Origin of the sequence: Pseudomonas sp. RIT-PI-q, assembly GCF_001297125.1 — a bacterium.
In the GTDB taxonomy this organism is placed as follows: domain Bacteria; phylum Pseudomonadota; class Gammaproteobacteria; order Pseudomonadales; family Pseudomonadaceae; genus Aquipseudomonas.
In genome coordinates, this window is the sequence record NZ_LHPC01000021.1 from 203,691 (window position 1) to 228,561 (window position 24,871).

At 60.0% G+C, this 24,871-nt stretch carries 22 protein-coding genes and 2 pseudogenes; 17 read left to right on the top strand and 7 right to left on the bottom strand.

The window, feature by feature from the left end; translation table 11 throughout:
* Window positions 1-22 precede the first annotated feature (22 nt).
* A pseudogene (locus AEQ67_RS07725) lies at window positions 23-498 on the bottom strand (PAS domain-containing protein).
* A 144-nt stretch (window positions 499-642) separates the two neighbouring features.
* On the opposite strand from AEQ67_RS07725, the gene AEQ67_RS07730 reads away from it, so the two are divergent.
* The gene (locus tag AEQ67_RS07730; protein ID WP_059403290.1) at window positions 643-1,098 is read left to right on the top strand and encodes a flavodoxin; all 456 of its coding nucleotides are present in this window, start codon (window positions 643-645) and stop codon (window positions 1,096-1,098) included.
* On the opposite strand, the gene AEQ67_RS07735 is transcribed toward AEQ67_RS07730, so the two are convergent.
* Entirely contained in the window at window positions 1,079-1,975 is an 897-nt protein-coding gene (locus tag AEQ67_RS07735; protein WP_059403291.1) for a LysR family transcriptional regulator, read from the bottom strand. The genes AEQ67_RS07730 and AEQ67_RS07735 overlap by 20 nt on opposite strands.
* A 95-nt stretch (window positions 1,976-2,070) precedes the next feature.
* On the opposite strand from AEQ67_RS07735, the gene AEQ67_RS07740 reads away from it, so the two are divergent.
* From AEQ67_RS07740 to AEQ67_RS07780, 9 genes are all read left to right on the top strand, one after another.
* Window positions 2,071-2,457, top strand: coding sequence for a CidA/LrgA family protein (locus tag AEQ67_RS07740; protein WP_059403292.1), 387 nt, complete (start codon window positions 2,071-2,073; stop codon window positions 2,455-2,457).
* Entirely contained in the window at window positions 2,447-3,133 is a 687-nt protein-coding gene (locus AEQ67_RS07745) for an LrgB family protein (protein WP_059403293.1), read from the top strand. The genes AEQ67_RS07740 and AEQ67_RS07745 overlap by 11 nt, the downstream gene beginning before the upstream one ends.
* Window positions 3,134-3,264: 131 nt before the next feature.
* Complete coding sequence (locus AEQ67_RS07750) at window positions 3,265-4,047, top strand: class II aldolase/adducin family protein (protein WP_059403294.1); 783 nt, start codon at window positions 3,265-3,267, stop codon at window positions 4,045-4,047.
* The gene (locus tag AEQ67_RS07755) at window positions 4,047-4,949 is read left to right on the top strand and encodes an alpha/beta fold hydrolase (protein ID WP_059403295.1); all 903 of its coding nucleotides are present in this window, start codon (window positions 4,047-4,049) and stop codon (window positions 4,947-4,949) included. The genes AEQ67_RS07750 and AEQ67_RS07755 overlap by 1 nt, the downstream gene beginning before the upstream one ends.
* Window positions 4,950-5,188: 239 nt before the next feature.
* Window positions 5,189-6,100 (top strand): SDR family oxidoreductase, encoded by a 912-nt coding sequence (locus tag AEQ67_RS07760; protein ID WP_059403296.1) that lies wholly within the window; start codon window positions 5,189-5,191, stop codon window positions 6,098-6,100.
* A gap of 717 nt (window positions 6,101-6,817) precedes the next feature.
* Window positions 6,818-8,611 carry a DUF1302 domain-containing protein gene (locus AEQ67_RS07765; protein WP_059403297.1) on the top strand — a complete coding sequence of 598 codons (1,794 nt, stop codon included), beginning with the start codon at window positions 6,818-6,820 and terminating at the stop codon, window positions 8,609-8,611.
* A 23-nt stretch (window positions 8,612-8,634) separates the two neighbouring features.
* Window positions 8,635-10,002: a DUF1329 domain-containing protein gene (locus AEQ67_RS07770; protein WP_059403298.1), complete on the top strand. Its 1,368-nt coding sequence runs from the start codon at window positions 8,635-8,637 to the stop codon at window positions 10,000-10,002.
* Between the two features lie 139 nt (window positions 10,003-10,141).
* A complete protein-coding gene (locus tag AEQ67_RS07775) occupies window positions 10,142-12,694 on the top strand; it encodes a LuxR C-terminal-related transcriptional regulator (protein ID WP_059403299.1) in 2,553 nt (850 codons plus the stop codon).
* Between the two features lie 129 nt (window positions 12,695-12,823).
* Window positions 12,824-13,147, top strand: coding sequence for a hypothetical protein (locus AEQ67_RS07780; protein ID WP_059403300.1), 324 nt, complete (start codon window positions 12,824-12,826; stop codon window positions 13,145-13,147).
* A 45-nt stretch (window positions 13,148-13,192) separates the two neighbouring features.
* Here AEQ67_RS07780 and AEQ67_RS07785 read toward each other — a convergent pair whose 3' ends face one another.
* Window positions 13,193-13,987 (bottom strand): IclR family transcriptional regulator, encoded by a 795-nt coding sequence (locus tag AEQ67_RS07785; protein ID WP_059403301.1) that lies wholly within the window; start codon window positions 13,985-13,987, stop codon window positions 13,193-13,195.
* Window positions 13,988-14,152: 165 nt separating this feature from the next.
* Between AEQ67_RS07785 and hmgA the strand changes: the two genes are divergently transcribed.
* From hmgA to maiA, 3 genes are read left to right on the top strand one after another with little or no spacing between them, the layout of a single operon-like run.
* Complete coding sequence (gene hmgA, locus AEQ67_RS07790; protein ID WP_059403302.1) at window positions 14,153-15,457, top strand: homogentisate 1,2-dioxygenase; 1,305 nt, start codon at window positions 14,153-14,155, stop codon at window positions 15,455-15,457.
* A 3-nt stretch (window positions 15,458-15,460) separates the two neighbouring features.
* Window positions 15,461-16,765, top strand: coding sequence for a fumarylacetoacetase (gene fahA / locus AEQ67_RS07795; protein ID WP_059403303.1), 1,305 nt, complete (start codon window positions 15,461-15,463; stop codon window positions 16,763-16,765).
* A 12-nt stretch (window positions 16,766-16,777) separates the two neighbouring features.
* The gene (gene maiA, locus AEQ67_RS07800; RefSeq protein WP_059403304.1) at window positions 16,778-17,413 is read left to right on the top strand and encodes a maleylacetoacetate isomerase; all 636 of its coding nucleotides are present in this window, start codon (window positions 16,778-16,780) and stop codon (window positions 17,411-17,413) included.
* Window positions 17,414-17,670: 257 nt separating this feature from the next.
* Here maiA and AEQ67_RS07805 read toward each other — a convergent pair whose 3' ends face one another.
* Entirely contained in the window at window positions 17,671-18,474 is an 804-nt protein-coding gene (locus AEQ67_RS07805; RefSeq protein ID WP_059403305.1) for a SirB1 family protein, read from the bottom strand.
* Between the two features lie 183 nt (window positions 18,475-18,657).
* Between AEQ67_RS07805 and AEQ67_RS07810 the strand changes: the two genes are divergently transcribed.
* Complete coding sequence (locus AEQ67_RS07810; protein WP_059403306.1) at window positions 18,658-19,677, top strand: Glu/Leu/Phe/Val dehydrogenase family protein; 1,020 nt, start codon at window positions 18,658-18,660, stop codon at window positions 19,675-19,677.
* Between the two features lie 229 nt (window positions 19,678-19,906).
* Here AEQ67_RS07810 and AEQ67_RS07815 read toward each other — a convergent pair.
* A pseudogene (locus tag AEQ67_RS07815) lies at window positions 19,907-20,146 on the bottom strand (YebG family protein); the annotation flags it as partial.
* Window positions 20,147-20,504: 358 nt separating this feature from the next.
* Here AEQ67_RS07815 and AEQ67_RS07820 point away from each other — a divergent pair.
* On the top strand, window positions 20,505-21,005 hold the full coding sequence (locus tag AEQ67_RS07820) for a phosphate-starvation-inducible protein PsiE (protein ID WP_059403308.1): 501 nt from the start codon (window positions 20,505-20,507) through the stop codon (window positions 21,003-21,005).
* Here AEQ67_RS07820 and AEQ67_RS07825 read toward each other — a convergent pair.
* Window positions 21,002-21,319, bottom strand: coding sequence for a DUF3509 domain-containing protein (locus tag AEQ67_RS07825; RefSeq protein ID WP_059403309.1), 318 nt, complete (start codon window positions 21,317-21,319; stop codon window positions 21,002-21,004). The two genes, AEQ67_RS07820 and AEQ67_RS07825, sit on opposite strands and share 4 nt — an antisense overlap.
* A gap of 325 nt (window positions 21,320-21,644) precedes the next feature.
* Window positions 21,645-23,021: an L-serine ammonia-lyase gene (locus tag AEQ67_RS07830; protein ID WP_059403310.1), complete on the bottom strand. Its 1,377-nt coding sequence runs from the start codon at window positions 23,019-23,021 to the stop codon at window positions 21,645-21,647.
* Window positions 23,022-23,157: 136 nt separating this feature from the next.
* On the opposite strand from AEQ67_RS07830, the gene AEQ67_RS07835 reads away from it, so the two are divergent.
* Together AEQ67_RS07835 and AEQ67_RS07840 are read left to right on the top strand one after the other, a co-directional pair.
* Window positions 23,158-24,105, top strand: coding sequence for a LysR substrate-binding domain-containing protein (locus AEQ67_RS07835; protein ID WP_059403311.1), 948 nt, complete (start codon window positions 23,158-23,160; stop codon window positions 24,103-24,105).
* Window positions 24,106-24,318: 213 nt separating this feature from the next.
* Window positions 24,319-24,729: an HPF/RaiA family ribosome-associated protein gene (locus AEQ67_RS07840; protein WP_059403312.1), complete on the top strand. Its 411-nt coding sequence runs from the start codon at window positions 24,319-24,321 to the stop codon at window positions 24,727-24,729.
* The last annotated feature ends 142 nt before the right edge of the window (window positions 24,730-24,871 follow it).

A 24,871-nucleotide genomic window follows, 5' to 3' on the forward strand; every position in this document is an offset into this window, starting at 1 on the left:
CGGTGATTGTAGTTAATGACAATTAATTCGTTGTTTTGTTTTTACCGTTCGTCGCTTTCAGAGCGGCAAGCTCAGCCTGAATTTCCGCCAGTTGCGCTTCGAGCTGCGCTACACGTTGCTGCGCCTTGACTTGAACGGTGACGTCTTTCTGTACTCCGACAAAATAAGTTTGCCCATCGCTTGGGTTTTTCACCGTCGAAAGGGACAGCTCATTCCAGAACGGCGTGCCGTCCTTGCGGTAATTTCTGAGGATTTCCCGACAGGAGCCGCCCCTTTGCAACGCCTCGCGAATCAACGGTAGGGCTTCCTGGTCACGGTCTCCGGATTGCAGGAAGCGGCAATCCTGGTAGAGGATTTCTTCGCTGGTGTAACCGGTCAGGCGCTCGAACGCCGGGTTGACGTAAATCAGATGTTGTCTTGTTCGCCTTCCTTTTCGGCAATCACGATTCCGTCATTGGAGGCGTTGATCACCATTTGCAGCAATTGGGCGTTGATCATCAGAGAATCCTTTCCACGTTGATTGAGCGGTGCATTCTAGAAGCGCACCAGGCACTGGCCGCCAGCGCTTATTGAGAGCGTATCGCATCTTCTTGGCTGCGGCTGTTAATATCCCCTCTTTTACTCAGCTTCAGGATCAGATTGATGAAAGTCGCCATCCTTTCCGGCTCGGTGTACGGCACGGCTGAAGAAGTCGCTCGCCATGCCGCGAGCATTTTGAAAACCGCAGGTTTCGAAACCTTTCACAACCCGCGCGCGAGCCTCGCCGATATTCAGGCCTTTGGCCCCGAAGCTTTTCTGGCGGTGACGTCGACCACGGGCATGGGTGAGTTGCCGGACAACCTGCAACCGTTGTATTTCGCGATTCGCGACCAGTTGCCGGCAACCTGGCGTGGTTTGCCGGGCGCGGTGATCGGCCTGGGCGATGCGAGTTATGGCGACACGTTCTGCGGTGGCGGCGAGTTGATGCGCGAATTGTTCGGCGAACTGGGCATCCGCGAAGTGCTGCCAATGTTGCGCCTGGATGCCAGTGAAAGCGTGACCCCGGAAACCGACGCCGAGCCTTGGCTGGCAGAGTTGGTCAGCGCTCTGCAGGGCTGACCGGCTGCTCGCGCAACAGGGCGAGCCAGGCTTGCGCGGCTTTGGACAAGTACGCGCCCTGACGCCAGATGAAGGCGATGTCCCAACGTAGATAGCTCGGCGCATTCAAGGTCAGGCGCACCACGCCTGGCCGCACCAGTGCGCGAGCCACCACCCGTGGCAACAGCACGACGCCTTGCCCGGCGGCCACCAGCGCCGCAAGAAAATCCGCCTGGCCGCTGCGACCGCCTTCTTTGGGCGTAAATCCCATCTGCTGACAGGCTTGCAGCAAGCGGTCGTTGAGCACGAAGCTGCGTTGATAAAGCAAAAACGGCGTATCAGCCAATTCCTCCAGTCCAATCACCGTCTTCGTCGCCAGCGGATGATCGGTTGGCAGCAAGGCGTCCATCGGTTCGTCGCAGAATGGCTGGAAAGCGAATTGCGGGTCCTTGGTCAACAGGCTGCCACCCAGTTCCAGTTCACCGCTCAACACCGCCTGTTCGATGTTCAGGCTGCCACCCTCAAGCAATTGAATGCTGATGTTCGGGTAGCGTCGCCGGTATTCGGCGAACAGCCCGGCAAACAGCGCATCGCTGCCCAGCAGTGGCAAGCCCAGGCGTAATTCGCCTCGGGCCAGTTGGCTCAAATCATCCAGCTCACTGAGCAGTTCGTTACGCAACCGCAGCATGCCTTCGGCGCGTTGCAGCACCACGCTGCCGGCGGCGGTCAGGCGCAGCTGCGACCCCAAGCGTTCGAGCAGTGGCGTGCCGAGGCTCTGTTCCAGTTGCGCGACCTGCTTGCTTACCGCCGATTGGCTGATGTGCAGGGTCTTGGCGGCTTGAGTAAAGCCACCTTGATGCATCACTTCGACAAAGCTGCGGAGCTGTTTGAATTCCATGGCATGATTCCATTATGGAATGGCTTTGAGTCTAACAATTCGCTTCGGGGATAGCAGCCCGCTCCGTAAAATGAGCGCCTGTGAGGACCGAAATCATGCATGCATCAACCCTGAAAAACCTGGCTCGCCTGTTCGCAGAACTGGCCGTACTGCTGGCCATCTACCTGCTCGGCTGCCAAATGGCCGCGTGGTTTTCCTGGCCGATTCCGGGGGGTGTGATTGGCATGGTCTTGTTACTGCTGGCGTTTGCCCTTGGGCTGGTCAAGCCAGTCGCGTTGCAAACGGGCGCCGGCCTGTTGATGGCCGAGATGCTGTTGTTCTTCATCCCGGCGCTGATGAGCTTGCTCGATTACGGCGCCCTGCTGCGCAGTGACGGCTGGCGGATTCTGCTGGTGATCGGCATCAGCACCTTGATGGTGATGCTGGTGACGGCCTTTACCGTGGAACTGGTGGTGCGGTTGAGGAGGTCCCATGAAGCTTGAACTGATGCCGATGTTCTGGCTGGCCTTCACGCTGCTGGCCTACCTGTTCAGCCGCTGGATCTACCGGCGCACCGGACGCTATGTGCTGTCGCCGCTGATTCTGGTTCCGGCCCTGTTGTTGGCGCTCGCCGTGCCACTGCACACCGCGTATGCCGAATATTCGAGCAACACCCATTGGCTGATGCTGGTGCTGGGCCCGGTCACCGTCGCCTTCGCGGTGCCTATCTGGCAACAGCGGCGAATGTTGATGCGGCACTGGTCGGCGTTGTTGCTCGGGATGCTGGCGGGCAGTGCGGCGTCCATCGGCAGTTCGTTCGGACTGGCCAAGGTGTTGGCGCTGGACAGTTCGGTGACGATGTCGCTGGTGCCACGTTCGATCACCACGCCCTTTGCCATGCCGCTGGCACACGACCTTGGCGGCGTGCCGGAACTCACGGCAGTGTTCGTGATGTTCACCGGCGTTTTCGGGGCGCTGCTCGGCGGCATCCTGCTCAAATGGTTGCCTTTACGCAGTGCCTTGGCTCGAGGTGCATTGTTTGGCGTCGGGGCGCACGGCGCCGGGGTCAGTCGGGCCCATGAAGTGGGCGGTGAAGAAGGCTCGGTGGCAGGGCTGGTCATGGTTCTGACGGGGCTGCTGAATCTGTTCGCGGCGCCGTTGCTGGCGGCAATACTTTGACACGGAGCCACACTCGACGGCGCACTGACTCGCTAGGCCATCAAGCTGGCTGCCAATGCAACTACACGAACCTTGGGGGGTGACTAGACTGATTCACGTGAGCAAAACAATAAGAACAGGAGTTCCTTGCCGTGAATGTAGCGCCCGTCCAATCCCCCAACACTGTCAAAGACCACGTCAGCGCCGCCGAGTGGCAAACCCGCGTCGATCTGGCTGCCTGCTACCGTCTGGTCGCCCTGCATGGCTGGGATGATCTGATCTTTACGCACATCTCTGCCAAGGTGCCAGGCACCGAAGACTTCCTGATCAACCCGTTCGGGCTGATGTTCCACGAAATCACCGCGTCGAGCCTGGTCAAGGTCGATCAGGCCGGTAACAAGCTGATGGACAGCCCCTACGAGATCAACCCTGCCGGGTACACCATTCACAGCGCGGTGCATGAAGTGCGTCACGACGTGGTTTGCGTGCTGCACACGCACACGGCTGCCGGCGTCGCGGTGTCGGCGCAGAAACAAGGCGTTTTGCCGATCAGCCAGCAATCACTGTTTGTCTTGTCGAGCCTGGCGTATCACGCCTACGAAGGCGTGGCGCTGAACCACGAAGAAAAGGCGCGACTGCAAGCCGACCTCGGTGAAAACAATTTCCTGATGCTGCACAACCACGGCTTGCTGACCTGTGGCAGCACCATCGCCGATACGTTCCTGATGATGTTTACCTTCCAGCGCGCCTGCGATATCCAGGTGCTGGCGCAGAACGGCGGCGCCGAACTGATCGCCATCGAACCGCAGATTCTGGCGGGCGCCAAGGCGATGATTGCCGGCGTCACCAAAAGCGCTCAAGGGATGGGCGGTGCACTGGCCTGGCCAGCGTTGCTGCGTAAACTCGATAAACAAGACGCGGGATATAAACTCTGATGCCTCTCGCCGAGATCCCTCTGTGTGTCTGGCGCAAACGCGGCCAGACGTTCGTCTTCCATGGCCAGACCATCCGTTACTGGACGGCGGGGCAGGGGGAGCCGCTGCTACTCATTCATGGCTTTCCAACCGCCAGTTGGGACTGGCATTACCTGTGGCAGCCGTTGACTCAGCGTTTTCGTGTGATTGCCTGCGACATGCTGGGCTTCGGCGACTCCGCCAAACCGGTGAACCACGAGTACAGCCTGCTGGGGCAGGCCGATCTGCAACAGGCCTTGCTGGAACACTTGAAGGTCGAGCAGCCGGTGCATGTGCTCGCCCACGATTACGGTGACAGCGTCGCCCAGGAACTGCTGGCCCGGCATTACGAAACGCGCATTGATATCGCCAGTTGCGTGTTCCTCAATGGCGGCCTGTTTCCCGAAACCCATCGCCCGATACTGATGCAAAAACTGCTGCTCAGCCCGTTGGGCTGGATGATTGGCCGCGCCTTTTCCCGGGACGGTCTGGTGAAGAGTTTTCGGCAGATATTCGGTCCGCAGAGTCGCCCCACCGAGAGCGAGATGGACGATTTCTGGAGTCTGGTCGAGAGCAATCACGGGCCACGGATCATGCACAAGCTGATCACCTATATTCCTGAGCGACGTGCCCAGCGCGAGCGGTGGGTCAGCGCGATGCAGCGCGATGAAGTGCCGCTGCGGGTGATCGAGGGCGAGGTCGATCCGATATCCGGCGGGCACATGGTCCATCGTTATCAGGAGCTGATCCCGAATCCGGACACGGTCCTGTTGCCCGGCATTGGCCACTACCCGCAGACCGAGGCGCCGGGGCAGGTGCTCAAGCATTACCTGGAGTTTCGCGACCGGCTGGTTGCAGCGCCACGCAAGGCCGCTTGTTCCTGAGCCTGACCGGAAAGATCGCAGCCTCGTTGCACTCGACAGTTCCTACAGGGTGTACGCCATCCCAATGTAGGAGCTGTCGAGTGCAACGAGGCTGCGATCTTTTACATTCACCCCGATTTCAAACTCATCATCCCTCTGCCTTATCGCACACCATTCAGCCCCACCCCTGTTCGTTGTGACCCGCATCGCCGTGCCTGACACTGGACTTCATTGTCCCCTGGCCTGCTGGAGTCCCCCCAATGAATGAGTCTGTGCGCTTCGAAGATAAAGTCGTGATCATCACGGGGGCGGGTGGCGGCCTTGGCCGGGCGCATGCACTGCTGTTCGCCAAACAGGGCGCCAAAGTGCTGGTCAATGATCTCGGTGGCTCGGCTCAGGGCGAAGGCGCCAACGCTTCGGCGGCAGACCGTGTCGTGGCGGAAATTCGCGAGGCGGGCGGCATCGCCGAGGCCAACCACGACTCCGTCACCGACGGCGACAAAATCGTCCAGAACGCCCTCGACGTTTTCGGCCGTGTCGACGTGGTGGTCAACAACGCCGGGATCCTGCGGGACAAGACCTTCCACAAAATGGAAGACGGCGACTGGGACCTGGTTTACCGCGTCCACGTCGAAGGTGCCTACAAAGTCACCCGCGCCGCCTGGCCGCACCTGCGCGAGCAAAACTACGGGCGCATCATCTTCACTGCGTCGACCTCGGGCATTTACGGCAACTTCGGCCAGTCCAACTACGGCATGGCCAAACTCGGCCTCTACGGCCTGACCCGCACCCTCGCCATCGAAGGCCGCAAGAACAACATCCTGGTCAACGCCATCGCCCCCACCGGCGGCACCCGCATGACCGAAGGCCTGATCCCGCCGCAGGTGTTCGAACAACTCAAACCGGAACTGGTCAGCCCGCTGGTTGTGTACCTCGCGAGTGAGAACTGCCAGGAAACGTCCGGGCTGTTTGAAGTCGGAGGTGGCTGGATGGGCAAGGTGCGCTGGGAGCGCAGCCTGGGCGCCGGGTTTGATCCGCGGGTGGGCTTCTCGCCGGAAGATGTGGCGGCGCATTGGCAGCAGATCTGCGATTTCGAAGGGGCGGCGCATCCGAAGGACAATATTGAAGCGCTGAAGGAAATGATGGGGAATTTGCAGAAGTATTCGCTCTAATTCCGCTGTCTCGGCAGGGCTGGTCCAAGCCCTGACATTCCCTCGGTTACTCCTCCCGCTGAAAAACCATCGCCCATAAAAAAGGCCGCTGCAAACGCAGCGGCCAAAGTAAGACGATTGATCAGGAGCTATAAATCAACGTCAGTGAACACGGGGTGATGAGTCGAAAATATTCAATTCATCTGAAATCTGTCGCTGATGGAGCGGGCGGGTCACGCGCCATTGCGTTGTGCTTTCCGGCCGTTTGCCTTGAAAGCCCGGTAAGCATAAGCGCTTGCCGGCAAAGGAAAAACAGCGATTCCAGACATGCACTGTTGCAGTCTGAGCAACAGTCCCGTCCTCGTGGGTGATCACCCTCTTTGTAGCAGCTGTCGAGCTTGCGAGGCTGCGTTCGGCTGCGCAGCAGTCGTGAAATCAGCCGCCTCGGTATTTCAGGAAAACCGTGCATGCCGGGTTTACGACTGCTGCGCAGCCGAACGCAGCCTCGCAAGCTCGACAGCTGCTACAGAGTCAAAGCTGCTACAGAGTCGGTTGCTACAAGCGCCGATGCGTCTGGCTGATAACCCGCCATCCAGCCCGTCCATACCTCGCGCAAAACGCCGCGCCATGCGGGCATTCATCCTTTAGAGGTACACCACGAATACCTCCTTGGTGCGCTTATCGCTCCCGGCATGCGGCAGTAGGGTGTGGCCTTCTGTCACTCACCGGGGAAGACGCATGACAAAAACAACAATGCGCGCCATCTTCAAGCCGCAGGCGCTGGCCGCTGCGGTTGCCTTGGGTTGCTGTGCCCAGGCGCAGGCTGTTTCATTCAATATCGGGGAAATCGAGGGGCAGTTCGATTCCTCGCTGTCTGTAGGCGCGAGCTGGGGCATGCGTGATGCCGACAAGTCCCTGGTAGGCACCGTCAACGGTGGGACCGGCCAGTCTTCGACCGGTGACGATGGCCGCCTGAACTTCAAGAAAGGCGAAACCTTCTCGAAGATCTTCAAGGGTATTCACGACCTTGAACTGAAGTATGGCGACACCGGTGTGTTCGTCCGTGGCAAATACTGGTACGACTTCGAACTCAAGGACGAGGATCGCGAGTTCAAGCAGATCAGTGACAACGGCCGCAAGGAAGGCGCCAAGTCCTCCGGCGCGCAACTTCTCGATGCCTTCGTCTATCACAACTATTCCATCGCCGATCTGCCGGGCACCGTGCGTGCCGGTAAACAGGTGGTCAGCTGGGGTGAAAGTACGTTCATCGGCAACTCGATCAACAGCATCAACCCGATCGACGTTTCCGCGTTCCGCCGTCCCGGTGCCGAGATCAAGGAAGGCCTGATACCGGTGAACATGCTGTTCGCCTCCCAGGGCCTGACCGACCAGCTCTCTGTGGAAGGTTTCTATCAACTGGAGTGGGACCAGACCGTTCTCGACAACTGCGGCACGTTCTTCGGTGTCGACGTGGCAGCGGACGGTTGCAACAAGAATTACACGGTAGCCAGCCCGGCGATCGCACCGTTGCAGCCGATCGCTGCGGCGTTTGGCCAGGGCTTCGAAGTCGGCAAGGAAGGCGTGATCGTTCCTCGTGGCGGCGACCGCGATGCCCGCGATTCCGGGCAATGGGGGACCGCGTTGCGCTGGCTCGGCGACGACACCGAGTACGGTCTGTATTTCATGAATTACCACAGCCGTTCCCCAACGGTCGGCACCGTCACCGCTGGCCTGAGTACGTTGGCGAGCATTCCGGGCATCGTCACCACCGCCAACCGCATTGCACCCGGCAGCGGAGCGGGCCTCGCCCAGAGTGTGATGCTCGGTCGTGGGCAGTATTACCTCGATTACCCGGAAGACATTCGCCTCTACGGCGCGAGCTTCTCCACCACCTTGCCTACAGGCACCGCGTGGACCGGCGAGATCAGCTATCGCCCCAACGCTCCGGTACAAGTCAACACCAACGACCTGACGCTGGCCTTGCTCAACCCGATCGCGGGCGGTGCGGCCTCGCCGATCGCCACCACACCAGGCGCCGACAACAAAGGCTATCGCCGTAAGGAAGTCACGCAGGTCCAGAGCACCCTGACGCACTTCTTCGATCAGGTACTGGGTGCCCAACGGCTGACGCTGGTCGGTGAAGCGGCAGTGGTGCGCGTCGGTGGATTGGAGTCCCGGACCAAACTGCGTTACGGCCGCGACTCGGTCTATGGCCAATACGGTTTTGGTGGCGATACCGAAGGCTTCGTCACCTCGACGTCCTGGGGCTACCGCGCCCGGGCCATCCTCGATTACGCCAACGTGATCGGCGGGATCAACCTCAAACCCAACCTGTCCTGGTCCCATGACGTCGCCGGCTATGGCCCCAACGGGCTGTTCAACGAAGGCGCCAAGGCGGTCAGCGTCGGCGTCGATGCCGACTACCGCAACACCTATACCGCGAGCCTCAGTTACACCGACTTTTTCGGGGGTGACTACAACGTCCTGGAAGACCGCGACTTCCTGGCGCTGAGCTTCGGCGTGAACTTCTGATCTGGCTGAGAAGGATGACTTTAATGCGCAAGATGATTCTGCAATGCGGCGCCCTGGCCCTGAGCCTGCTGGCTGCCAACGTGATGGCGGCGGTGTCGCCGGACGAAGCGAACAAGCCCGGCACCAGCCTCACGCCACTCGGCGCCGAGAAGGCCGGCAATGCCGACGGCTCGATTCCGGCCTGGACCGGCGGCATCCCGAAAAACGCTGGCGCGGTGGACAGCAAAGGCTTTTTGGCTGACCCGTTTGCCAGTGAAAAACCGCTGTTCGTCATCACTCCCGCGAACGTCGACAAGTACAAGGACAAGCTCTCTGAAGGCCAGGTGGCGATGTTCAAGCGCTACCCGGAAACCTACAAGATTCCGGTCTACCCGACTCACCGCACGGTGGCCGTGCCGGCGGAAATCTACGAGTCGGCCAAGCGCAGTGCGCTGAACGTGAACAGCATCAACGACGGTAACGGCCTGGCCAATTTCACCGGCAACCGTTACTACGCGTTCCCGATTCCGAAGACTGGTGTGGAGGTGCTGTGGAACCACATCACCCGTTATCACGGCGGCAACCTGCGCCGCATCATCACTCAGGTGACGCCGCAGACCAACGGCAGCTACACGCCGATCCGCTTCGAAGAAGAGATCGCCGTACCGCAACTGATGAAGGACCTGGACCCGGAAAAAGCCGCCAACGTCCTGACCTTCTTCAAGCAGTCGGTGACTGCGCCGGCGCGTCTGGCGGGCAACGTGCTGCTGGTGCACGAAACCCTCGATCAAGTGAAAGAACCACGGTTGGCGTGGATCTACAACGCCGGTCAACGTCGCGTACGTCGTGCACCGCAAGTGGCCTACGACGGGCCGGGTACTGCCGCTGACGGTCTGCGTACCTCCGACAACTTCGACATGTTCTCCGGCGCGCCGGATCGCTACGACTGGAAGCTGATCGGCAAGAAGGAAATGTACATCCCCTACAACAGCTACAAACTCGACTCGCCGAGCCTCAAGTACGATGACATTGTGAAAGCAGGGCACATCAACCAGGACCTGACCCGCTATGAATTGCACCGGGTCTGGGAAGTGATCGGTACGGTCAAGCCGAGCGAACGGCACATCTACGCCAAACGCCACATGTACCTCGACGAAGACAGCTGGCAAGTGGCGCTGGCCGACCATTACGACGGTCGCGGCCAGCTGTGGCGAGTGGCTGAAGGTCACGCTCAGTACTACTACGATCACCAGGCCCAGGCCTACACCCTTGAAGCGCTCTACGACATCATCGCTGGCCGATACATTGCCCTGGGAATGAAGAACGAAGAGAAGCACAGTTTCGAATTCGGCTTCGAAGCCAAGGCCGCCGACTACACACCATCGGCCTTGCGTGCCGAGGGCGTGCGGTAAGGGTTTTGTTACATTGATGATGGGCGAGGCGACCTTCGGGTCGCCTTTTTTATGGGCGCCAATCAGCGTGCTGAATACTTCTCAACAAGCCGCCCGGAGAGGGCTAGGGTGGCCTCACAACTATAAAAAGGCACACCCGATGACCGCCATGAGTCTGTGTCTGGACCGCCCTGGATTTTTACCTCGCTTGTCGTCCCATCACCTGTCGCGCCTGCGATTGAGCGAACCGCTGCTCGCCTCGACCGCCCGGGTGAAACTGCTCTGTGCACCCGCCGGCAGTGGCAAAAGTGCGTTGCTCGCCGAATGCCTTTTACAAGCGCCGCCGCAGCGCGTTGTTCACTGGTTGCCATTGGCCGGGGCGGCATTGAGTTGCGCCGATTTGTGCGGTCGCTTGGCGGAAGCCTTGGGGTTGCCATCGAAGGATGAAGGGGCGCTGCTCAGGCATCTGGCCCGTGTGCAGGTGCCGACCTGGCTGTTTCTGGATGATTACTGCCGTGTCCCAAACCCGGAACTCGACACCTTGCTGGATCGTTTGCTGGCGGTCAGCAGCCCGGCGCTGAGTTGGTGGTTGAGCGTGCGTCGACGTCCGCAATGCAACTGGCCACGGCTGCTGCTCGATGATGAATTGTACGAGTGCGAGGGGCGAACGCTGGCGTTCACCGAGGGCGAGATTGAGCAAGTGCTCCGCCATGTCGCACAGCCCGTGGCGGCGAAAACCGCCAGAAGGATCATCCAGCGCAGTGGTGGTTGGTGTGCTGGCGTGCGGCTTGCGTTGCTCAACGGCTGTCAGTGGGCGAGTGAGCAGGAAAAACAGGGGCGCTCGGCGACCCTGCTCGATTACTTGCAGCATGAACTGTTCAACGGCCTGCCACCGGAGCTGGCTGAAGCCTGGCAGGTACTGGCCCATTTGCCGCGATTCAATGCCAGCCTGTGTGAGCATCTGTTCGGTGCCGGAGAGGGCGCAAAGGGTTTGCACGCCTTGCAGGAGATGGGGTGTTTCATCGAGCCCTGGGAGGACTCTGCCAACTGGTTGCGAGTCTTCGTGCCACTGGCCCAGGCGATGCGCGACGAACAACGCTCGGCGGGCCGTTCCTGGCATCGACGCGCCTGCCAATGGTTTGCCGCCGAGGAGGATTGGCAGGCAGCGTTTGAACAAGCGTTGTTGGCTGAAGAGTTCGAGGTCGCGGTCAGTCTGTTGCAGCACTTCAGTTTCGAACATTTATTCATGGGCCAGAACGTGACCTTGTTGCTGAGCCTGCACGAGCGCCAGGGTGAGGAGTTGACCCTCGGCACGCCGCAACTGGTGGGGTTGATCACCGCTGCGCTGCTGTTCGCCGGCCGCTTCGATCAGGCCGCTGTGTGCATCGAGCAACTGGTACGGTTCGCGCCGCAGCCGACGGCGACATTGCAACGGCAGCTGTTGGCACGTTGGCAGGCGCTGCAAGGCTGGCTCCTGCATTTACAGGGGCGTATGGAAGCGGCGCGCGCGCACTTTATCGATGCGCTGCGCGAACTCGGCACCGACGCCTGGCCGGCGCGGCTGCTGTGCCTGTCCGGGTTGACCCAGCAAGCCCTGCTCAACGCTGACCTCGACGCCGCCCAGGCGATCAATCGTGAGGCGCTGTGCCTGGCGCGGGCGCAAGGCTCGCTGCTGTTCGAAGGGCTGCTGGAACTCGATCACGCCCAGTTACTGGAGCAGCGCGGTGTGCCCCGACGCGCCGAGAGTTTGCTGGCCAACATTCATGAGTTACTGAGTCGACAGGCCAATCGACCTGTGCCGCTGCTGGGTCGAATTGCCCTGCGGCGCGGACGATTGGCGCTGTGTCAGGGCCAAGACGAGGAGGCTAGCGAGTTCTTCCAGTCCGGCCTCGAGGACTGCCTGCACAGCCAGGACAAGCGCGCGTTGTACGGTTTTCTCGGACAAGCGCAGATGGCCGCCAATCAAGGGGATTACGCCCATGCATTCGTCCGCTTGCGCGATGCCGAGCGGCTGATGCAACAGCGGCAGATTCCCGACACGGTCTATCGTGGGGTGTTGCTGCAGGTCAGTAGTCAGTTCTGGTTGCAGCAGGGGCGACCGGAACTGGCACGCGAGGCGCTGAGTCGTGTGCTGCGTCACTACCGTGGACCGAACGCGCGTCAGGCGCCACCGGCAACACTGGAGTTGATTGCGCGTATCGAGTACCTGTTGGTGCTGGCAGAGACCTATCTGCACCAGGCGAAAAATCCGCTGGATCAGCTCAAGGCCTTGCTTGATCACGCGCAACGCCATGCCCTTCTGGCATTGGAAACCGAACTGCACCTTGCGATCAGCGAAGTGGCCGACCTCACTGGCGAACCCGCGCTCGCCAGATCGGCACTGGAGGCAGGCCTGGAATTGGTGAACCGCTGCAACTTGCAGCAAGCGTTGCGCGAAGTGCGCCTGCGCCAGCCGAGTCTGCTGTGTCGCCTCGGTGAAGAGGGGCAATTGCACCCGGAGGCGCTGGAGTCCAACCCGCTGAGTGGGCGAGAGCTGGAGGTGCTGGGCCTGATCGCCCAAGGCAGCTCGAATCAGCAGATTGCCGAGCAGTTGTTTATTTCATTGCATACAGTAAAAACCCATGCGCGACGCATACATAGCAAGTTGGGTGTCGAGCGTCGAACACAAGCCGTGGCTACAGCGAAGAAGTTGGGGCTTATATTGCAAGCCTGATAGTTGGGCAGCGAATAACGGTAACTAATGCAAACAGACTGTCGCGTGCATTAGTTGTGATTGCCGTTAATATGCCAATCAGCGCCTGACGTCAGTCGCTATCAACTATTAGTTATGGAGTTTTAAATCATGGAAGATCTGAATATCGAACGCGTGCGTGCCATTCTGCATGCGAAAGTCGGCGGTCGCGGAATTGATGTCGATAACGTCTACATCAACGGCGTTAACACCCCTGAGGACCCATTGGTCACCTATTCCCAAACACTGGTGTGGGCTTTTTTCCTGAAGTTACAGGACGGCGAAGTACCGTATTTCGAAGGCGAGCAGTTGGGGCTGTTTTCCGAAGCCTATACGTTCGATTCGCAGTATCGATTCAAAGGTCTGGAGTTTGACGAAGTGAATGGACTGGGCGCCGATATGGCAAAGATTTTTTTGGCTGAATCGGTGATTTAATAAAAAGCGGTTGTGCAACGTATGTTGATGCACAACCGTTTTTTTTTATGATGTTGGAGCCGCAGGTTCAAACCCCATTCGCCAACTAACGGCGCGGGTGGCGGATAACAGGCGTTGGGCGGCGGGGCCGTTTTCATCGGCATGAAACAGCGACGTCGGCCCAACCACTGTCAGTACCGCGGCGACTTTGCCGACTGCGTTAAACACAGGCGCCGACAATGCATCCACGCCCGGCATCAACAAACCATGCACATGATGCAGGCCGCGCTCGCGGATCTGTTCGCACAACGCCGCATAAGTCTGGTCGTCCGCCAGGGCATGGGCGCTCGCGGCTTGCAGTTCCTGCTCGCGCAAGTCGACGGTTTCACGCTTGGGCAGGTACGCGCCGAACACCAGGCCAGTGGATGAACTGAGCAACGGCAACACCGAGCCCAATTGTGTCACTACCGTCACCGCACGTATTGCCGGTTCGATATGCACCACGGTCGCGCCCTGATTACCCCAGACCGCCAAAAAGCAGGTCTCGTTCAAGTCATCGCGCAACTCGGCCAAGGGCAGGGCGGCGACTTTCAGCACGTCCATACTGTTGAGTGCGGCCAGGCCCACGCGCAGGGCTTCGCGGCCCAGGCCGTAATGGTTGGTGGCGGTGTTCTGCTCGGCAAAGCCGCTGGCGATCAAGGCCTGCAAATAGCGATGAACCTTGCTCGCCGGCATTTGCACGTGTTCGGCCAGACGCGACAGCGATGTCGAGGGCGACAACTCGGCCAAGGCCTTGAGAATGTCGGTGCCGACCTCGGCCGAGCGGACTTTCTGTTTACCGTTGCTGAGCGGCTTTTCCATGGAGGCGGTGTGATCCCGGGACGAATGGGCGTCTTTATAGCTTGACGGTCAATACCAATCAAATTACGTTATGCGTAATCGAATTACGATAAAAATAACCCGGGCGTGCCGAGAGCTCTTCGACGGAGTGACAGGCCATTGCCTGTTCCCTGTTCAGGAGGCTCCATGAACCTCGATTCAACGGCGCCCGCGCTGGCTTATCAGTCCGGCTTCGGCAATGAATTCAGCAGCGAAGCGTTGCCCGGCGCACTGCCTGTCGGCCAGAACTCCCCGCAAAAAGCCCCGTACGGTCTCTACACCGAATTGTTCTCCGGCACCGCGTTCACCATGGCCCGCAGTGAAGCGCGGCGCACCTGGATGTACCGCATTCAGCCGTCGGCCAATCACCCGGCGTTCGCCAAACTGGATCGGCAACTGGCCGGTGGTCCATTGGGTGAAGTGACTCCCAATCGACTGCGCTGGAACCCGTTGGACATCCCGAGCGAGCCGACCGATTTCATCGACGGCCTGGTGAGCATGGCCGCCAACTCGGGCCCGGAAAAACCGGCCGGGATCAGCATCTACAGCTACCGCGCCAACCGCTCCATGGAGCGCGTGTTCTTCAATGCCGATGGCGAATTACTGTTGGTGCCGCAACTGGGGCGTCTGCGTATCGCCACCGAGTTGGGTGTGCTGGAACTGGAACCGCTGGAAATCGCCGTGCTGCCGCGCGGTCTGAAGTTCCGCGTTGAACTGCTCGACCCACAAGCGCGCGGCTACCTTGCCGAGAACCATGGCGCGCCGCTGCGTCTGCCGGATCTCGGGCCCATCGGTAGCAATGGCCTGGCGAATGCGCGGGATTTTCTGACCCCGGTCGCCCATTACGAACACCTCAAGCAACCGACCACGCTGGTGCAGAAATTCCTCGGTCAGTTGTGGGGCTGCGAGCTCGATCATTCGCCGCTGAACGTGGTCGCCTGGCACGGTAATAACGTGCCGTACAAATATGACCTGCGCCGTTTCAACACCATCGGCACGGTGAGTTTCGATCACCCGGATCCGTCGATTTTCACCGTCCTGACCTCGCCGACCAGCGTCCACGGTCTGGCCAATCTCGACTTCGTGATTTTCCCGCCGCGCTGGATGGTTGCCGAAAAAACCTTCCGTCCACCGTGGTTCCACCGCAACCTGATGAACGAATTCATGGGCCTGATCAAGGGCGAGTACGACGCCAAGGCCGAAGGTTTTGTGCCCGGCGGCGCGTCCTTGCACAGTTGCATGAGCGCCCACGGCCCGGACGGCGAGACCTGCACCAAGGCGATCAACGCCGAACTGGCGCCGGCGAAAATCGACAACACCATGGCTTTCATGTTCGAGACCAGCCAGGTGCTGCGCCCGAGTCGATTCGCCCTAGACTGCCCGCAACTGCAAACCAACTACGATGCCTGCTGGGCCACGCTGCCCGCCACTTTCGACCCGACCCGGAGATAACCCATGACTCAGACAACCATCACTCGTAGCTGGGTTGCCTCCGCCAACGGCCACGCTGATTTCCCGCTGCAAAACCTGCCCTTGGGCGTGTTCAGCGTGAAGGGCTCCGCGCCTCGCAGCGGTGTGGCCATCGGCGAACACATCTTTGATCTGGAAGCGGCACTGGATGCGGGTCTGTTCGACGGCATCGCGAAAACTGCAGTCGACGCCACCCGTGGCGGCCAGCTGAATGCTTTTTTTGAGTTGGGGCGCGAAGCGCGAGTTGCGTTGCGCGAACGTCTGCTGGAGCTGCTGAAAGAAGGCAGTACCCTGCACGGCAAGATCGAGGCACAAGGTTCGAAGTTGCTGCCACTGGCGGCAAACTGCGAGATGCACCTGCCGGCGAAAATCAACGACTACACCGACTTCTACGTCGGCATCGAGCACGCACAAAACGTCGGCAAATTGTTCCGCCCAGACACCCCGCTGCTGCCGAACTACAAGTACGTGCCGATCGGTTATCACGGTCGTGCCTCGACCATTCGCCCGTCCGGCACCGACGTGCGCCGCCCTAAAGGCCAGACTTTGCCAGCCGGTCAGACCGAGCCGACGTTTGGTCCGTGCGCGCGTCTGGATTACGAGCTGGAACTGGGCATCTGGATCGGCCAGGGCAACGACATGGGCGACTCGATCGCCATTGGCGACGCGGCCGATCACATTGCCGGCTTCTGCCTGCTCAACGACTGGTCGGCACGCGATATCCAGGCTTGGGAATACCAGCCACTGGGGCCGTTCCTGTCCAAGAGTTTCATCACCAGCATCTCGCCGTGGGTGGTGACCGCCGAGGCGCTGGAGCCGTTCCGTGGTGCCCAGCCTGCGCGCCCGGAAGGCGATCCGCAGCCGCTGCCGTACTTGTTCGACAAACGCGATCAGGCCGCGGGCGCCTTCGACATCGAACTGGAAGTGCTGCTGCTCACCGAAGGCCTGCGCGAGCAAAAACTCCCGGCTCATCGCCTGACCCTCAGCAATACCAAACACATGTACTGGACCGTGGCGCAAATGGTCGCGCACCACAGCGTCAACGGCTGCCAGTTGCAGGCCGGCGACCTGTTCGGTTCAGGCACGCTGTCGGGACCTGAAAACGGTCAGTTCGGCAGCCTGCTGGAAATCACCGAGGGCGGTAAAAGGCCGATCGAACTGGCGTCCGGTGAAGTGCGCAAGTTCCTTGAGGACGGCGACGAAATTATCCTGCGCGCCCGTTGTAGCCGTGAGGGTTTTGCCTCTATCGGTTTCGGCGAATGCCGCGGCAAAGTGCTGCCAGCGCGCTAAGGAGATCGGGTCATGGAACTCTATACCTACTACCGTTCGACATCGTCCTATCGGGTACGTATCGCGCTGGCGCTCAAGGGGCTGGACTACCAGGCGCTGCCGGTCAACCTGATCGCGCCGCCAGGTGGCGAGCACCGGCAGCCGGCGTATCTGGGCATCAATCCGCAAGGCCGGGTGCCGGCCTTGCGGACCGACGAAGGCGACCTGCTGATCCAGTCGCCAGCGATCATCGAGTACCTGGAGGAGCGTTATCCACAGGTGCCGCTGCTGTCCAGGGACCTCGTCGCGCGCGCCCGTGAGCGCGGTGTCGCGGCGCTGATCGGTTGCGATGTGCACCCGCTGCACAACGTCAGCGTGCTGAACAAACTGCGCCAGTTGGGCCACGACGAACCGCAGGTGGTGGAGTGGATCGGCCACTGGATCAGCCAAGGGTTGGCGACGGTGGAACGGTTGATTGGTGATGAGGGTTACTGCTTTGGTCCAGTGCCAGGGTTGGCGGACCTGTACCTGATCCCGCAGTTATACGCGGCGGAGCGATTTAACATTTCCCTCGACGCGTACCCGAGGATTCGCCGGGTCGCGACACTGGCGGCCAAACACCCAGCCTTCATCAAGGCCCACCCGACCAACCAGCCAGACACCCCCTAAAAAAACTCACACCGAACGAAATGTGGGAGCGGTCTTGCCCGCGAATGCAATCTGCCAGTCAACATCGATGCTGACTGACACACCGCTTTCGCGAGCAGGCTCGCTCCCACAATCGGCCGATGCCGCACACCAGATTCACGGTCAACCCACCGCCCTTGTAGGAGCGAGGCTTGCCCGCGAAGACGGTGGTACATCCAGCATCGATGTGACGGACAGATCGCTTTCGCGGGCAAGCCTCGCTCCTACAAAAGGCGGGATCAGTGGACGATGGAATTGGGCGGCAAATGCCCCAACCGTTCAGTCAGGCGAATCCGCTGGATCGGGTCGTCGCTGAGCAACAGTGCATGCTCCAGGTCGAAGCGCTCGGCGTTCGGGCAGTCCAGCCGTTGATAGAGACTGGCCCGGGCCAGGTAATCGGCAGCACTGGCGTTGCCCAGTTCCAGCACACGCTCGGCGTCGATCAGGGCGCCGATGTAATCGTCGTGGGAAAGGTGCAACTGGCGCAGGTTGCGTGACAGCCGTTGCAACATCTGCACCGGTTCGGCGGTGAGCAAATGTTCGGCGCTGAGCTTCATGTTCGGACCGTACTGGCGTTGCAGCAATTCGCGGCAATCGTTGGGGTACAGACGACGGCCGCCGCAAGGGTCGAGCAGGTGATCGGCACCCGGAACCCGCAGCAGGAAATGCCCGGGGAAGTTGACCCCGACCATGGGGATTTCCAGACCTTTTGCCAGCTCCAGAGCAATCAGCCCCAAGGCAAGCGGTTGGCCGCGCCGGCGTTCCAGCACTTTGTTGACCAACGCCACTTGCGGGCGCAATGGCGTGAAATCGTCCTGGGCGAAGCCCAGATCATTCAGGCGCCGTAACAACGGTTGGGCCAGTTCGCTCACCGGCAACATCGGCAAGCCAGAACTGACCCGCTGTTGCAGGTCCTTGAAGTCTGTGAGCACCGCCTCGGGATTCACCTCTTTATCGTGTTCGGCAGCCATCCACAGCGCGGCCTCGAACAGCGCGGGCGGTGAACGTTGCAGGCAGTCGAAAAAGCGTTGGCGGGGGGTCATCAAAATCTCCGGGCAATGCCTCGTTTTAGCCCCGTCTCCGGCATTCGTCCAGTGCCGCACACAGGCCGGTGCGGGTTATTTCCGAAAGCCTGCATGGCGGCGTCGCTTATTCCGGTGCGCTTCAGCAAATTTTGGGCGCAAGCCTATACTGGCGACTACAAGAAGTGATTCGGGAGCCCCACGATGTTCGCTCTCATGCAAAGCACTCGCCTTGAATCGCTGCATCTGAGCGTCGATCCGGTCACCGGGTTGAAGGCGGTCATTGCCATCCATAACAGCCGTCTGGGGCCTGCCCTGGGTGGTTGTCGTTACCTTGCCTACCCCAGCGACGAATCCGCCGTCGAGGACGCTGTGCGCCTCGCCCAAGGCATGAGCTACAAGGCGGCGCTGGCCGGCCTGGCCCAGGGCGGCGGCGTGGCCGTGATTGTGCGTCCGGTCCATGTGGAAAATCGCGCCGCGCTGTTCGAAGCCTTCGGGCGCTGTATCAATCAGCTCGACGGCCGCTACATCACCGCAATCGACAGCGGCACATCGGTGGCGGACATGGATTGCATCGCCCAGCAAACTCAACACGTCACCAGCACCACGTCAGCGGGCGACCCTGCACCCCACGCGGCGATGGGCGTGTTCACCGGCATTCGTGCCACCGCCATCGCCCGACTGGGCAGCGATAACCTTGAAGGTTTGCGAGTGGCCATTCAAGGTTTGGGCAACGTCGGTTTTGCCCTGGCAGAACAGCTGCACGCCGCCGGTGCCGAGCTGCTGGTCAGCGACATCGATCACGGCAAAGTGCAACTGGCGATGGAGCAACTCGGCGCGCATCCGATCGCCAACGATGCGCTGCTCAGCACGCCCTGCGACATTCTCGCGCCCTGCGGCCTGGGTGGCGTGCTCAACAGCCACAGCGTCACGCAGTTGCGCTGCGCGGCGGTGGCCGGTTCGGCGAACAACCAGCTGACCCATCTGGAGGTCGCCGATCAACTGGAACGGCGGGGCATTCTGTATGCACCGGATTACGTGATCAACGCCGGCGGGCTGATCTACGTCTCGCTCAAACACCGTGGCGAAGCGCTGACGACCATTACCGCGCACCTGTCGAAAATCAGCTCACGGCTGACCGAAGTCTTCGCCCATGCCCAAGCGGAAAAACGCTCGCCTGCGCGTGTGGCGGATGAATTGGCGGAGAGAGTGCTGTACCGATGAAATAGCGGAGGGCGCTGGTCGAGGCGCTGGAGCAACCCGACATCCAGTTTCCTGCGGGCATGAAAAAGGCCCTGAGCCATTTGACTCAGGGCCTATTCAATTCGGGCATTGCTTACTTTGCTGTTTTGGCAGCCTTGGCTGGCTTGGTCGGCTCCGCGCTTGCCACTTCAACAGGTGCAGCCACTTCTACGGGGGCTGCTTTTTCAACGACTTCAACCGGGGCATTGAGCAGTTCGGACAGGGCGTCCGGCTGGCTCTTGAACGCCTTGGCGAACACATCGCGATTCTTCGCCATGTAGATCCCGGCTTCTTCCACTTGCTGCTCGGTCAGGGACGGAACGGCTTTTTGCAACACTTCAGCCAGCAATTCGGCCAGTTCGAGCATTTTGTCATGACGGTCAGCTTCGGCTTTATCCATGAACAAGCGCTCCAGATCTCGGCTGCTGCGGTATACCACTTCGACGGCCATTCACCACCTCACATGCCTTCACATTAAGTTGTCTATTCGACTACTGTATTTATATACAGCGAAAAGGATAAGCGAATCCCTTCGGTTTGGGTAGTGGCTTTTCAATGTAGACCGATTTTGACGTTTGTCAGGCGAACCGTGTCGGCCGCAATCGCGGGCAAGCCCGCTCCCACAGGTTTAGCGCTGAACTTGTGGGAGCGGGCTTGCCCGCGATTGCGCCAGTACAAACACCACAAAAGTGTCCAGTAACAGCCAATCGCCATCTCAACTCACAACCCCTGGCCTTTTTTCTGCATGCAGAACAACCGTCACGTCCAACCCGCATCATCCGGTCGAGCCGACCTAAGGAAGAATCATCGTGAAAATAAACTGGGCCGAGAACCTGCGGCAGAACGTGCACCAACTGGCCGAGTCCCTGGGCAACCTGTTCGTCGAGACCTTCCATTACCTGGCGCTGTTTGCCATCGGTGCGGTGACCGCGTGGGCTGCGGTAATGGAATTTTTGCAGATGATCGAGGAAGGGCACATCAAGATCGATGACATCTTGCTGCTGTTCATCTACCTGGAACTGGGGGCGATGGTCGGGATTTACTTCAAGACCAATCACATGCCGGTGCGTTTTCTGATCTACGTAGCGATCACCGCGCTGACGCGGCTGCTGATCTCCAACGTTTCGCACCACAACCCGCCAGACCTGGGGATCATCTACCTGTGCGGTGGGATTCTGCTGTTGGCGTTTGCAATCCTGGTGGTGCGTTACGCGTCGTCGCAATTCCCTTCGGTGAAGATCGAACACCCGCAGCGCAAGATTGGTGCGGGTTCCGGTGAGCATCCCGAAGTGGAGAAGGGCGAGATTTAAAGCCGCATGGCCGGACGGCTGTGGCGCTTGGCTTGTGGCGGCGGCAGGTTACGATTGTCGCCGTCGGTCATGGCTTCGAGGATAGCCACGGCGCTGTGGCCCTGTTCGATGGCGATGCCGAACTGAATGCTTTGCACCAGGCGCTTGAGGCGTTGGGGGTCATTGCGTTGATCGGCGCTGATCATCCGTTTGGCGACGACGTGGCCGCTGTTGGACAGGGTCAGCATGATGCTGCCATCGAGCCCCTGAATGCTCAGGTTGATCTGGTAATCCGGTGCAAAGGCATCGGTAATGATCTGAAAAGGGTTGTCCATGATGCGTCACCGCCTGATTGAACGTGCAGTAATTGACTGGCCATGATCGGGATTAGTTCGCAACACCAGACCATCGGCCATTCCGTAGCCATATCGCCATCATCGCGTTTGTTTTTTGTACAAAGGGGATGTAGCAAGGGGCATGCCGGAAAAAAGAGTGCCCCTGTAGGAGCGAGCTTGCTCGCGATGGACGTCAACGATAACCCGTGTTTGCTGGATAAACGCGTCACCCTCAGGTCCATCGCGAGCAAGCTCGCTCCTACAGTCCGGCTGCTTTTTGCCTGCCCGTTTCAGGGCAATAAACAACCGCGTGCAACTTAACCGGTCAGCATTCCACCCAGCTCACCGCCAGGCCGCCCCGTGAAGTCTCTTTGTATTTGTCGGGCATGTCGGCGCCGGTATCGCGCATGGTGCGGCTCACCCGGTCCAGGGAAATGAAGTGCTTGCCGTCGCCGCGCAGGGCCATTTGCGTGGCGTTGATCGCCTTCACGGCGGCAATCGCGTTGCGCTCGATGCACGGCACTTGCACCAGCCCGCCGACCGGATCGCAGGTCAGGCCGAGGTTGTGTTCCAGGCCGATTTCGGCGGCGTTTTCCAGTTGCTCCGGGGTGGCGCCGAGTATGTCCGCCAGACCGGCGGCGGCCATCGCGCAGGCGGAACCGACTTCGCCCTGGCAGCCGACTTCGGCGCCGGAGATCGACGCGTTTTTCTTACAGAGAATGCCGACGGCTGCAGCGCCCAGAAAGAAATTCACCACGTCATCGTCCGACGCGTCCGGGTTGAATTTCATGTAGTAGTGCAGCACCGCCGGAATGATCCCCGCCGCGCCATTGGTGGGGGCCGTGACCATTCGGCCGCCGGCAGCGTTTTCTTCGTTCACGGCGAGGGCGAACAGGTTCACCCACTCCATGGCTGACAGCGTCGAAGTGATGACATTCGGCTTGCCGATTTCCAACAGGCTGCGGTGCAATTTCGCCGCGCGACGCGGAACATTCAGACCGCCGGGCAGGATGCCTTCGTGACGCAAACCTTGCTCGACGCACTCACGCATCACCGACCAGATGTGCAGCAAACCCTGACGGATATCGGCTTCGCTGCGCCAGGCCAGTTCGTTGGCCATCATCAACTCGGAAACCCGCAAGCCATGCTGATTGCAGAGCTTAAGTAGTTCGGCGGCGCTGGAGAAATCGTACGGCAGCACTACGTCGCTGGTGGGCGCGATGCCGGACGCGGCTTCCTCTGCTTCGATGATGAAACCGCCACCGATCGAGTAGTACGTTTGCTCCGACAGTTCACCGGTTTCGCCAAAGGCTGTCAGGGACATGGCGTTGGGATGGTAGGGCAAACTCTCGTCGAGCAGCAGGAGATCGCGTTGCCAGTTGAAGGCAATGGTCGATTTACCTGCCAGGTTCAGTTCGCCGGTTTCGCGCAGGGTTTGAATCCGGGTTTCGATGCAGGTCGGGTCGATGCTGTCGGGCCATTCACCCATCAGCCCCATGACGCAGGCACGGTCGGTGGCATGGCCGACGCCGGTGGCGGAAAGGGAGCCGTAGAGGCGGATTTCTACCCGCCGTACGTCATCCAGTAAACCTTGATCGATAAGGGCCTGGGCGAAGGTCGCGGCGGCGCGCATTGGGCCGACGGTGTGGGAACTGGACGGACCGATGCCGACTTTGAAGAGATCGAAAACACTGATAGCCATGCTAAAGCCTATACAAGCAATGGAAGAGGAATCGCTGCCATGTTTTGTAGGACAAGCGCAATGTCGGCGATACTGCCCGTCTCGGTCCTACGTGACCAACGAAACTTCCTAAGACAGCCTTTAGCAGGACTAAACGATGAGTCGTCAATTGCACGCCCAGACCTACGTCTGGCTGCACGTGTTTTCCTGTGCCGCGCGGCACTTGTCGTTCACCCGTTGCGCCGAAGAGCTGCACATCACGCCGGGTGCAGTCAGTCAGCAGATTCGGCAACTGGAAGAACGGTTGGGTTTTCGCCTGTTTCATCGTCGCGCTCGGGGTGTTGAATTGAGCGCCGAAGGCCAGCGACTGGCCATCACCGTGAACGAGGCTTACGGCAGCATCGACGCAGAATTGCGACGACTGGACGCGGGAATGATCAGCGGGACGCTACGCTTGCGTTCGATTCCATCGTTCCTGGGCAAGTGGCTGACTCCGCGTTTGCCACGGTTGCAACAGCGTTTTCCGGACATTCAGCTGCGTCTGGTGGCCGAGGACAGCAGCGTACCCTTGCACGAGGGCGATTTCGATCTGGCCATCGACCTGAACGACGGCAGTTATCCCGGCTTGTTATCCACAGCCTTGCTCGACGAGCAGATTTTTCCGGTCTGTGCCCCAAGCCTGTTGCGCGGGCGTCCGCCTCTGCACGGCCCGGCGGACCTGGTGCATTTTCCGTTGCTGCACGACATCACTGCCTGGCGTGGCAGTTATGAGTATGCGGAATGGGAGTTCTACCTCAATGCCATCGGCTTCGAAGGCGCGGACGTGCGGCGCGGGCATACCTTCAATCGCAACCACCTGACCATCGAAGCGGCGATTGCCGGGATGGGCGTGGCGATTGCGCGGCGAACGTTGCTCAACGATGAGCTGGAGCGGGGGACGTTGATCGTGCCGTTTGGCCTGGCGGTGCCCAATCACAAGCGCTACATGCTGCTTTATGCCCCAGGGGCGCTGAGCCATCCGGGCGTGCGCGCGGTGCATGACTGGCTGGTAGAGGAGGCGGGGAATTTTCGCAGTTTGCACCCGCTGGCGGAGCAGCAGATGTGAGTAATTATGACAAAGAAGCGAGGCGACCCAACTCCCGACCTTAACAGCGCTTTTACCGGTTGTCCGGCTTTTTTTGCGAATCCATATTTATCTTTTTTTAGGGGTTGAAATGTTCTGCGCACAGACCGATTGTGTAAGTAAGAGGTCACGGTGATGACGCCCAAGGGCTAGCCGAAGGGCCTCTAGCGAGCTAGCTGAAATAAGGGATGAACTATGCAAATCCAAGTCAACAGCGATAACCATATTCAAAGCAGCATCCGACTGGAGGAGTGGGTACGTACTACCATTGAGAGCACGCTCGAACGTTATGAAGAGGACCTGACCCGCGTCGAGGTTCACCTGCGGGACGAAAACGGCGACAAGCCCGGACCGCACGACATGCGCTGCCAGCTGGAAGCGCGGCCAAAAGGCCACCAACCGATTTCTGTCACCCATAAAGCTGACTCCCTGGAACTGGCGATCGACGGGGCAGCCACCAAACTTGAGCATGCGTTGGATCACCTGTTTGGCAAACTGCGGGGCAAACCACGCGCCGCTGTGGTGCCGTTCGAGAGGGGGGCTCACGCAGATGTGCTCTTGGAAGAAGAGTTTCTCGAGAACGAACAGGCTGCGCAAAACGGCTGAAGCCTGATTTGATTTTTACCTTTCCACTGACAAACGGGTCTGCAATTGCAGGCCCGTTTTTGTTTGTGCGTTCATTCAACTCCGCCGCAATGCGCTTCTTTGTAGCAGCTGCCGAAGGCTGCGTTCGGCTGCGAAGCAGTCG

What these genes read in the sequence shown, in the direction of transcription:
- fahA (WP_059403303.1), top strand. Translation starts at nt 15,461, where the DNA reads ATGACTCAGACAACCATCACTCGTAGCTGGGTTGCCTCCGCCAACGGC.
- AEQ67_RS07840 (WP_059403312.1), top strand. Translation starts at nt 24,319, where the DNA reads ATGCAAATCCAAGTCAACAGCGATAACCATATTCAAAGCAGCATCCGA.
- AEQ67_RS07765 (WP_059403297.1), top strand. Translation starts at nt 6,818, where the DNA reads ATGACAAAAACAACAATGCGCGCCATCTTCAAGCCGCAGGCGCTGGCC.
- AEQ67_RS07770 (WP_059403298.1), top strand. Translation starts at nt 8,635, where the DNA reads ATGCGCAAGATGATTCTGCAATGCGGCGCCCTGGCCCTGAGCCTGCTG.
- AEQ67_RS07740 (WP_059403292.1), top strand. Translation starts at nt 2,071, where the DNA reads ATGCATGCATCAACCCTGAAAAACCTGGCTCGCCTGTTCGCAGAACTG.
- AEQ67_RS07745 (WP_059403293.1), top strand. Translation starts at nt 2,447, where the DNA reads ATGAAGCTTGAACTGATGCCGATGTTCTGGCTGGCCTTCACGCTGCTG.
- AEQ67_RS07735 (WP_059403291.1), bottom strand. Translation starts at nt 1,975, where the DNA reads ATGGAATTCAAACAGCTCCGCAGCTTTGTCGAAGTGATGCATCAAGGT.
- AEQ67_RS07730 (WP_059403290.1), top strand. Translation starts at nt 643, where the DNA reads ATGAAAGTCGCCATCCTTTCCGGCTCGGTGTACGGCACGGCTGAAGAA.
- AEQ67_RS07830 (WP_059403310.1), bottom strand. Translation starts at nt 23,021, where the DNA reads ATGGCTATCAGTGTTTTCGATCTCTTCAAAGTCGGCATCGGTCCGTCC.
- AEQ67_RS07810 (WP_059403306.1), top strand. Translation starts at nt 18,658, where the DNA reads ATGTTCGCTCTCATGCAAAGCACTCGCCTTGAATCGCTGCATCTGAGC.
- AEQ67_RS07760 (WP_059403296.1), top strand. Translation starts at nt 5,189, where the DNA reads ATGAATGAGTCTGTGCGCTTCGAAGATAAAGTCGTGATCATCACGGGG.
- AEQ67_RS07780 (WP_059403300.1), top strand. Translation starts at nt 12,824, where the DNA reads ATGGAAGATCTGAATATCGAACGCGTGCGTGCCATTCTGCATGCGAAA.
- AEQ67_RS07805 (WP_059403305.1), bottom strand. Translation starts at nt 18,474, where the DNA reads ATGACCCCCCGCCAACGCTTTTTCGACTGCCTGCAACGTTCACCGCCC.
- AEQ67_RS07785 (WP_059403301.1), bottom strand. Translation starts at nt 13,987, where the DNA reads ATGGAAAAGCCGCTCAGCAACGGTAAACAGAAAGTCCGCTCGGCCGAG.
- AEQ67_RS07835 (WP_059403311.1), top strand. Translation starts at nt 23,158, where the DNA reads ATGAGTCGTCAATTGCACGCCCAGACCTACGTCTGGCTGCACGTGTTT.
- AEQ67_RS07755 (WP_059403295.1), top strand. Translation starts at nt 4,047, where the DNA reads ATGCCTCTCGCCGAGATCCCTCTGTGTGTCTGGCGCAAACGCGGCCAG.
- hmgA (WP_059403302.1), top strand. Translation starts at nt 14,153, where the DNA reads ATGAACCTCGATTCAACGGCGCCCGCGCTGGCTTATCAGTCCGGCTTC.
- AEQ67_RS07825 (WP_059403309.1), bottom strand. Translation starts at nt 21,319, where the DNA reads ATGGACAACCCTTTTCAGATCATTACCGATGCCTTTGCACCGGATTAC.
- maiA (WP_059403304.1), top strand. Translation starts at nt 16,778, where the DNA reads ATGGAACTCTATACCTACTACCGTTCGACATCGTCCTATCGGGTACGT.
- AEQ67_RS07775 (WP_059403299.1), top strand. Translation starts at nt 10,142, where the DNA reads ATGACCGCCATGAGTCTGTGTCTGGACCGCCCTGGATTTTTACCTCGC.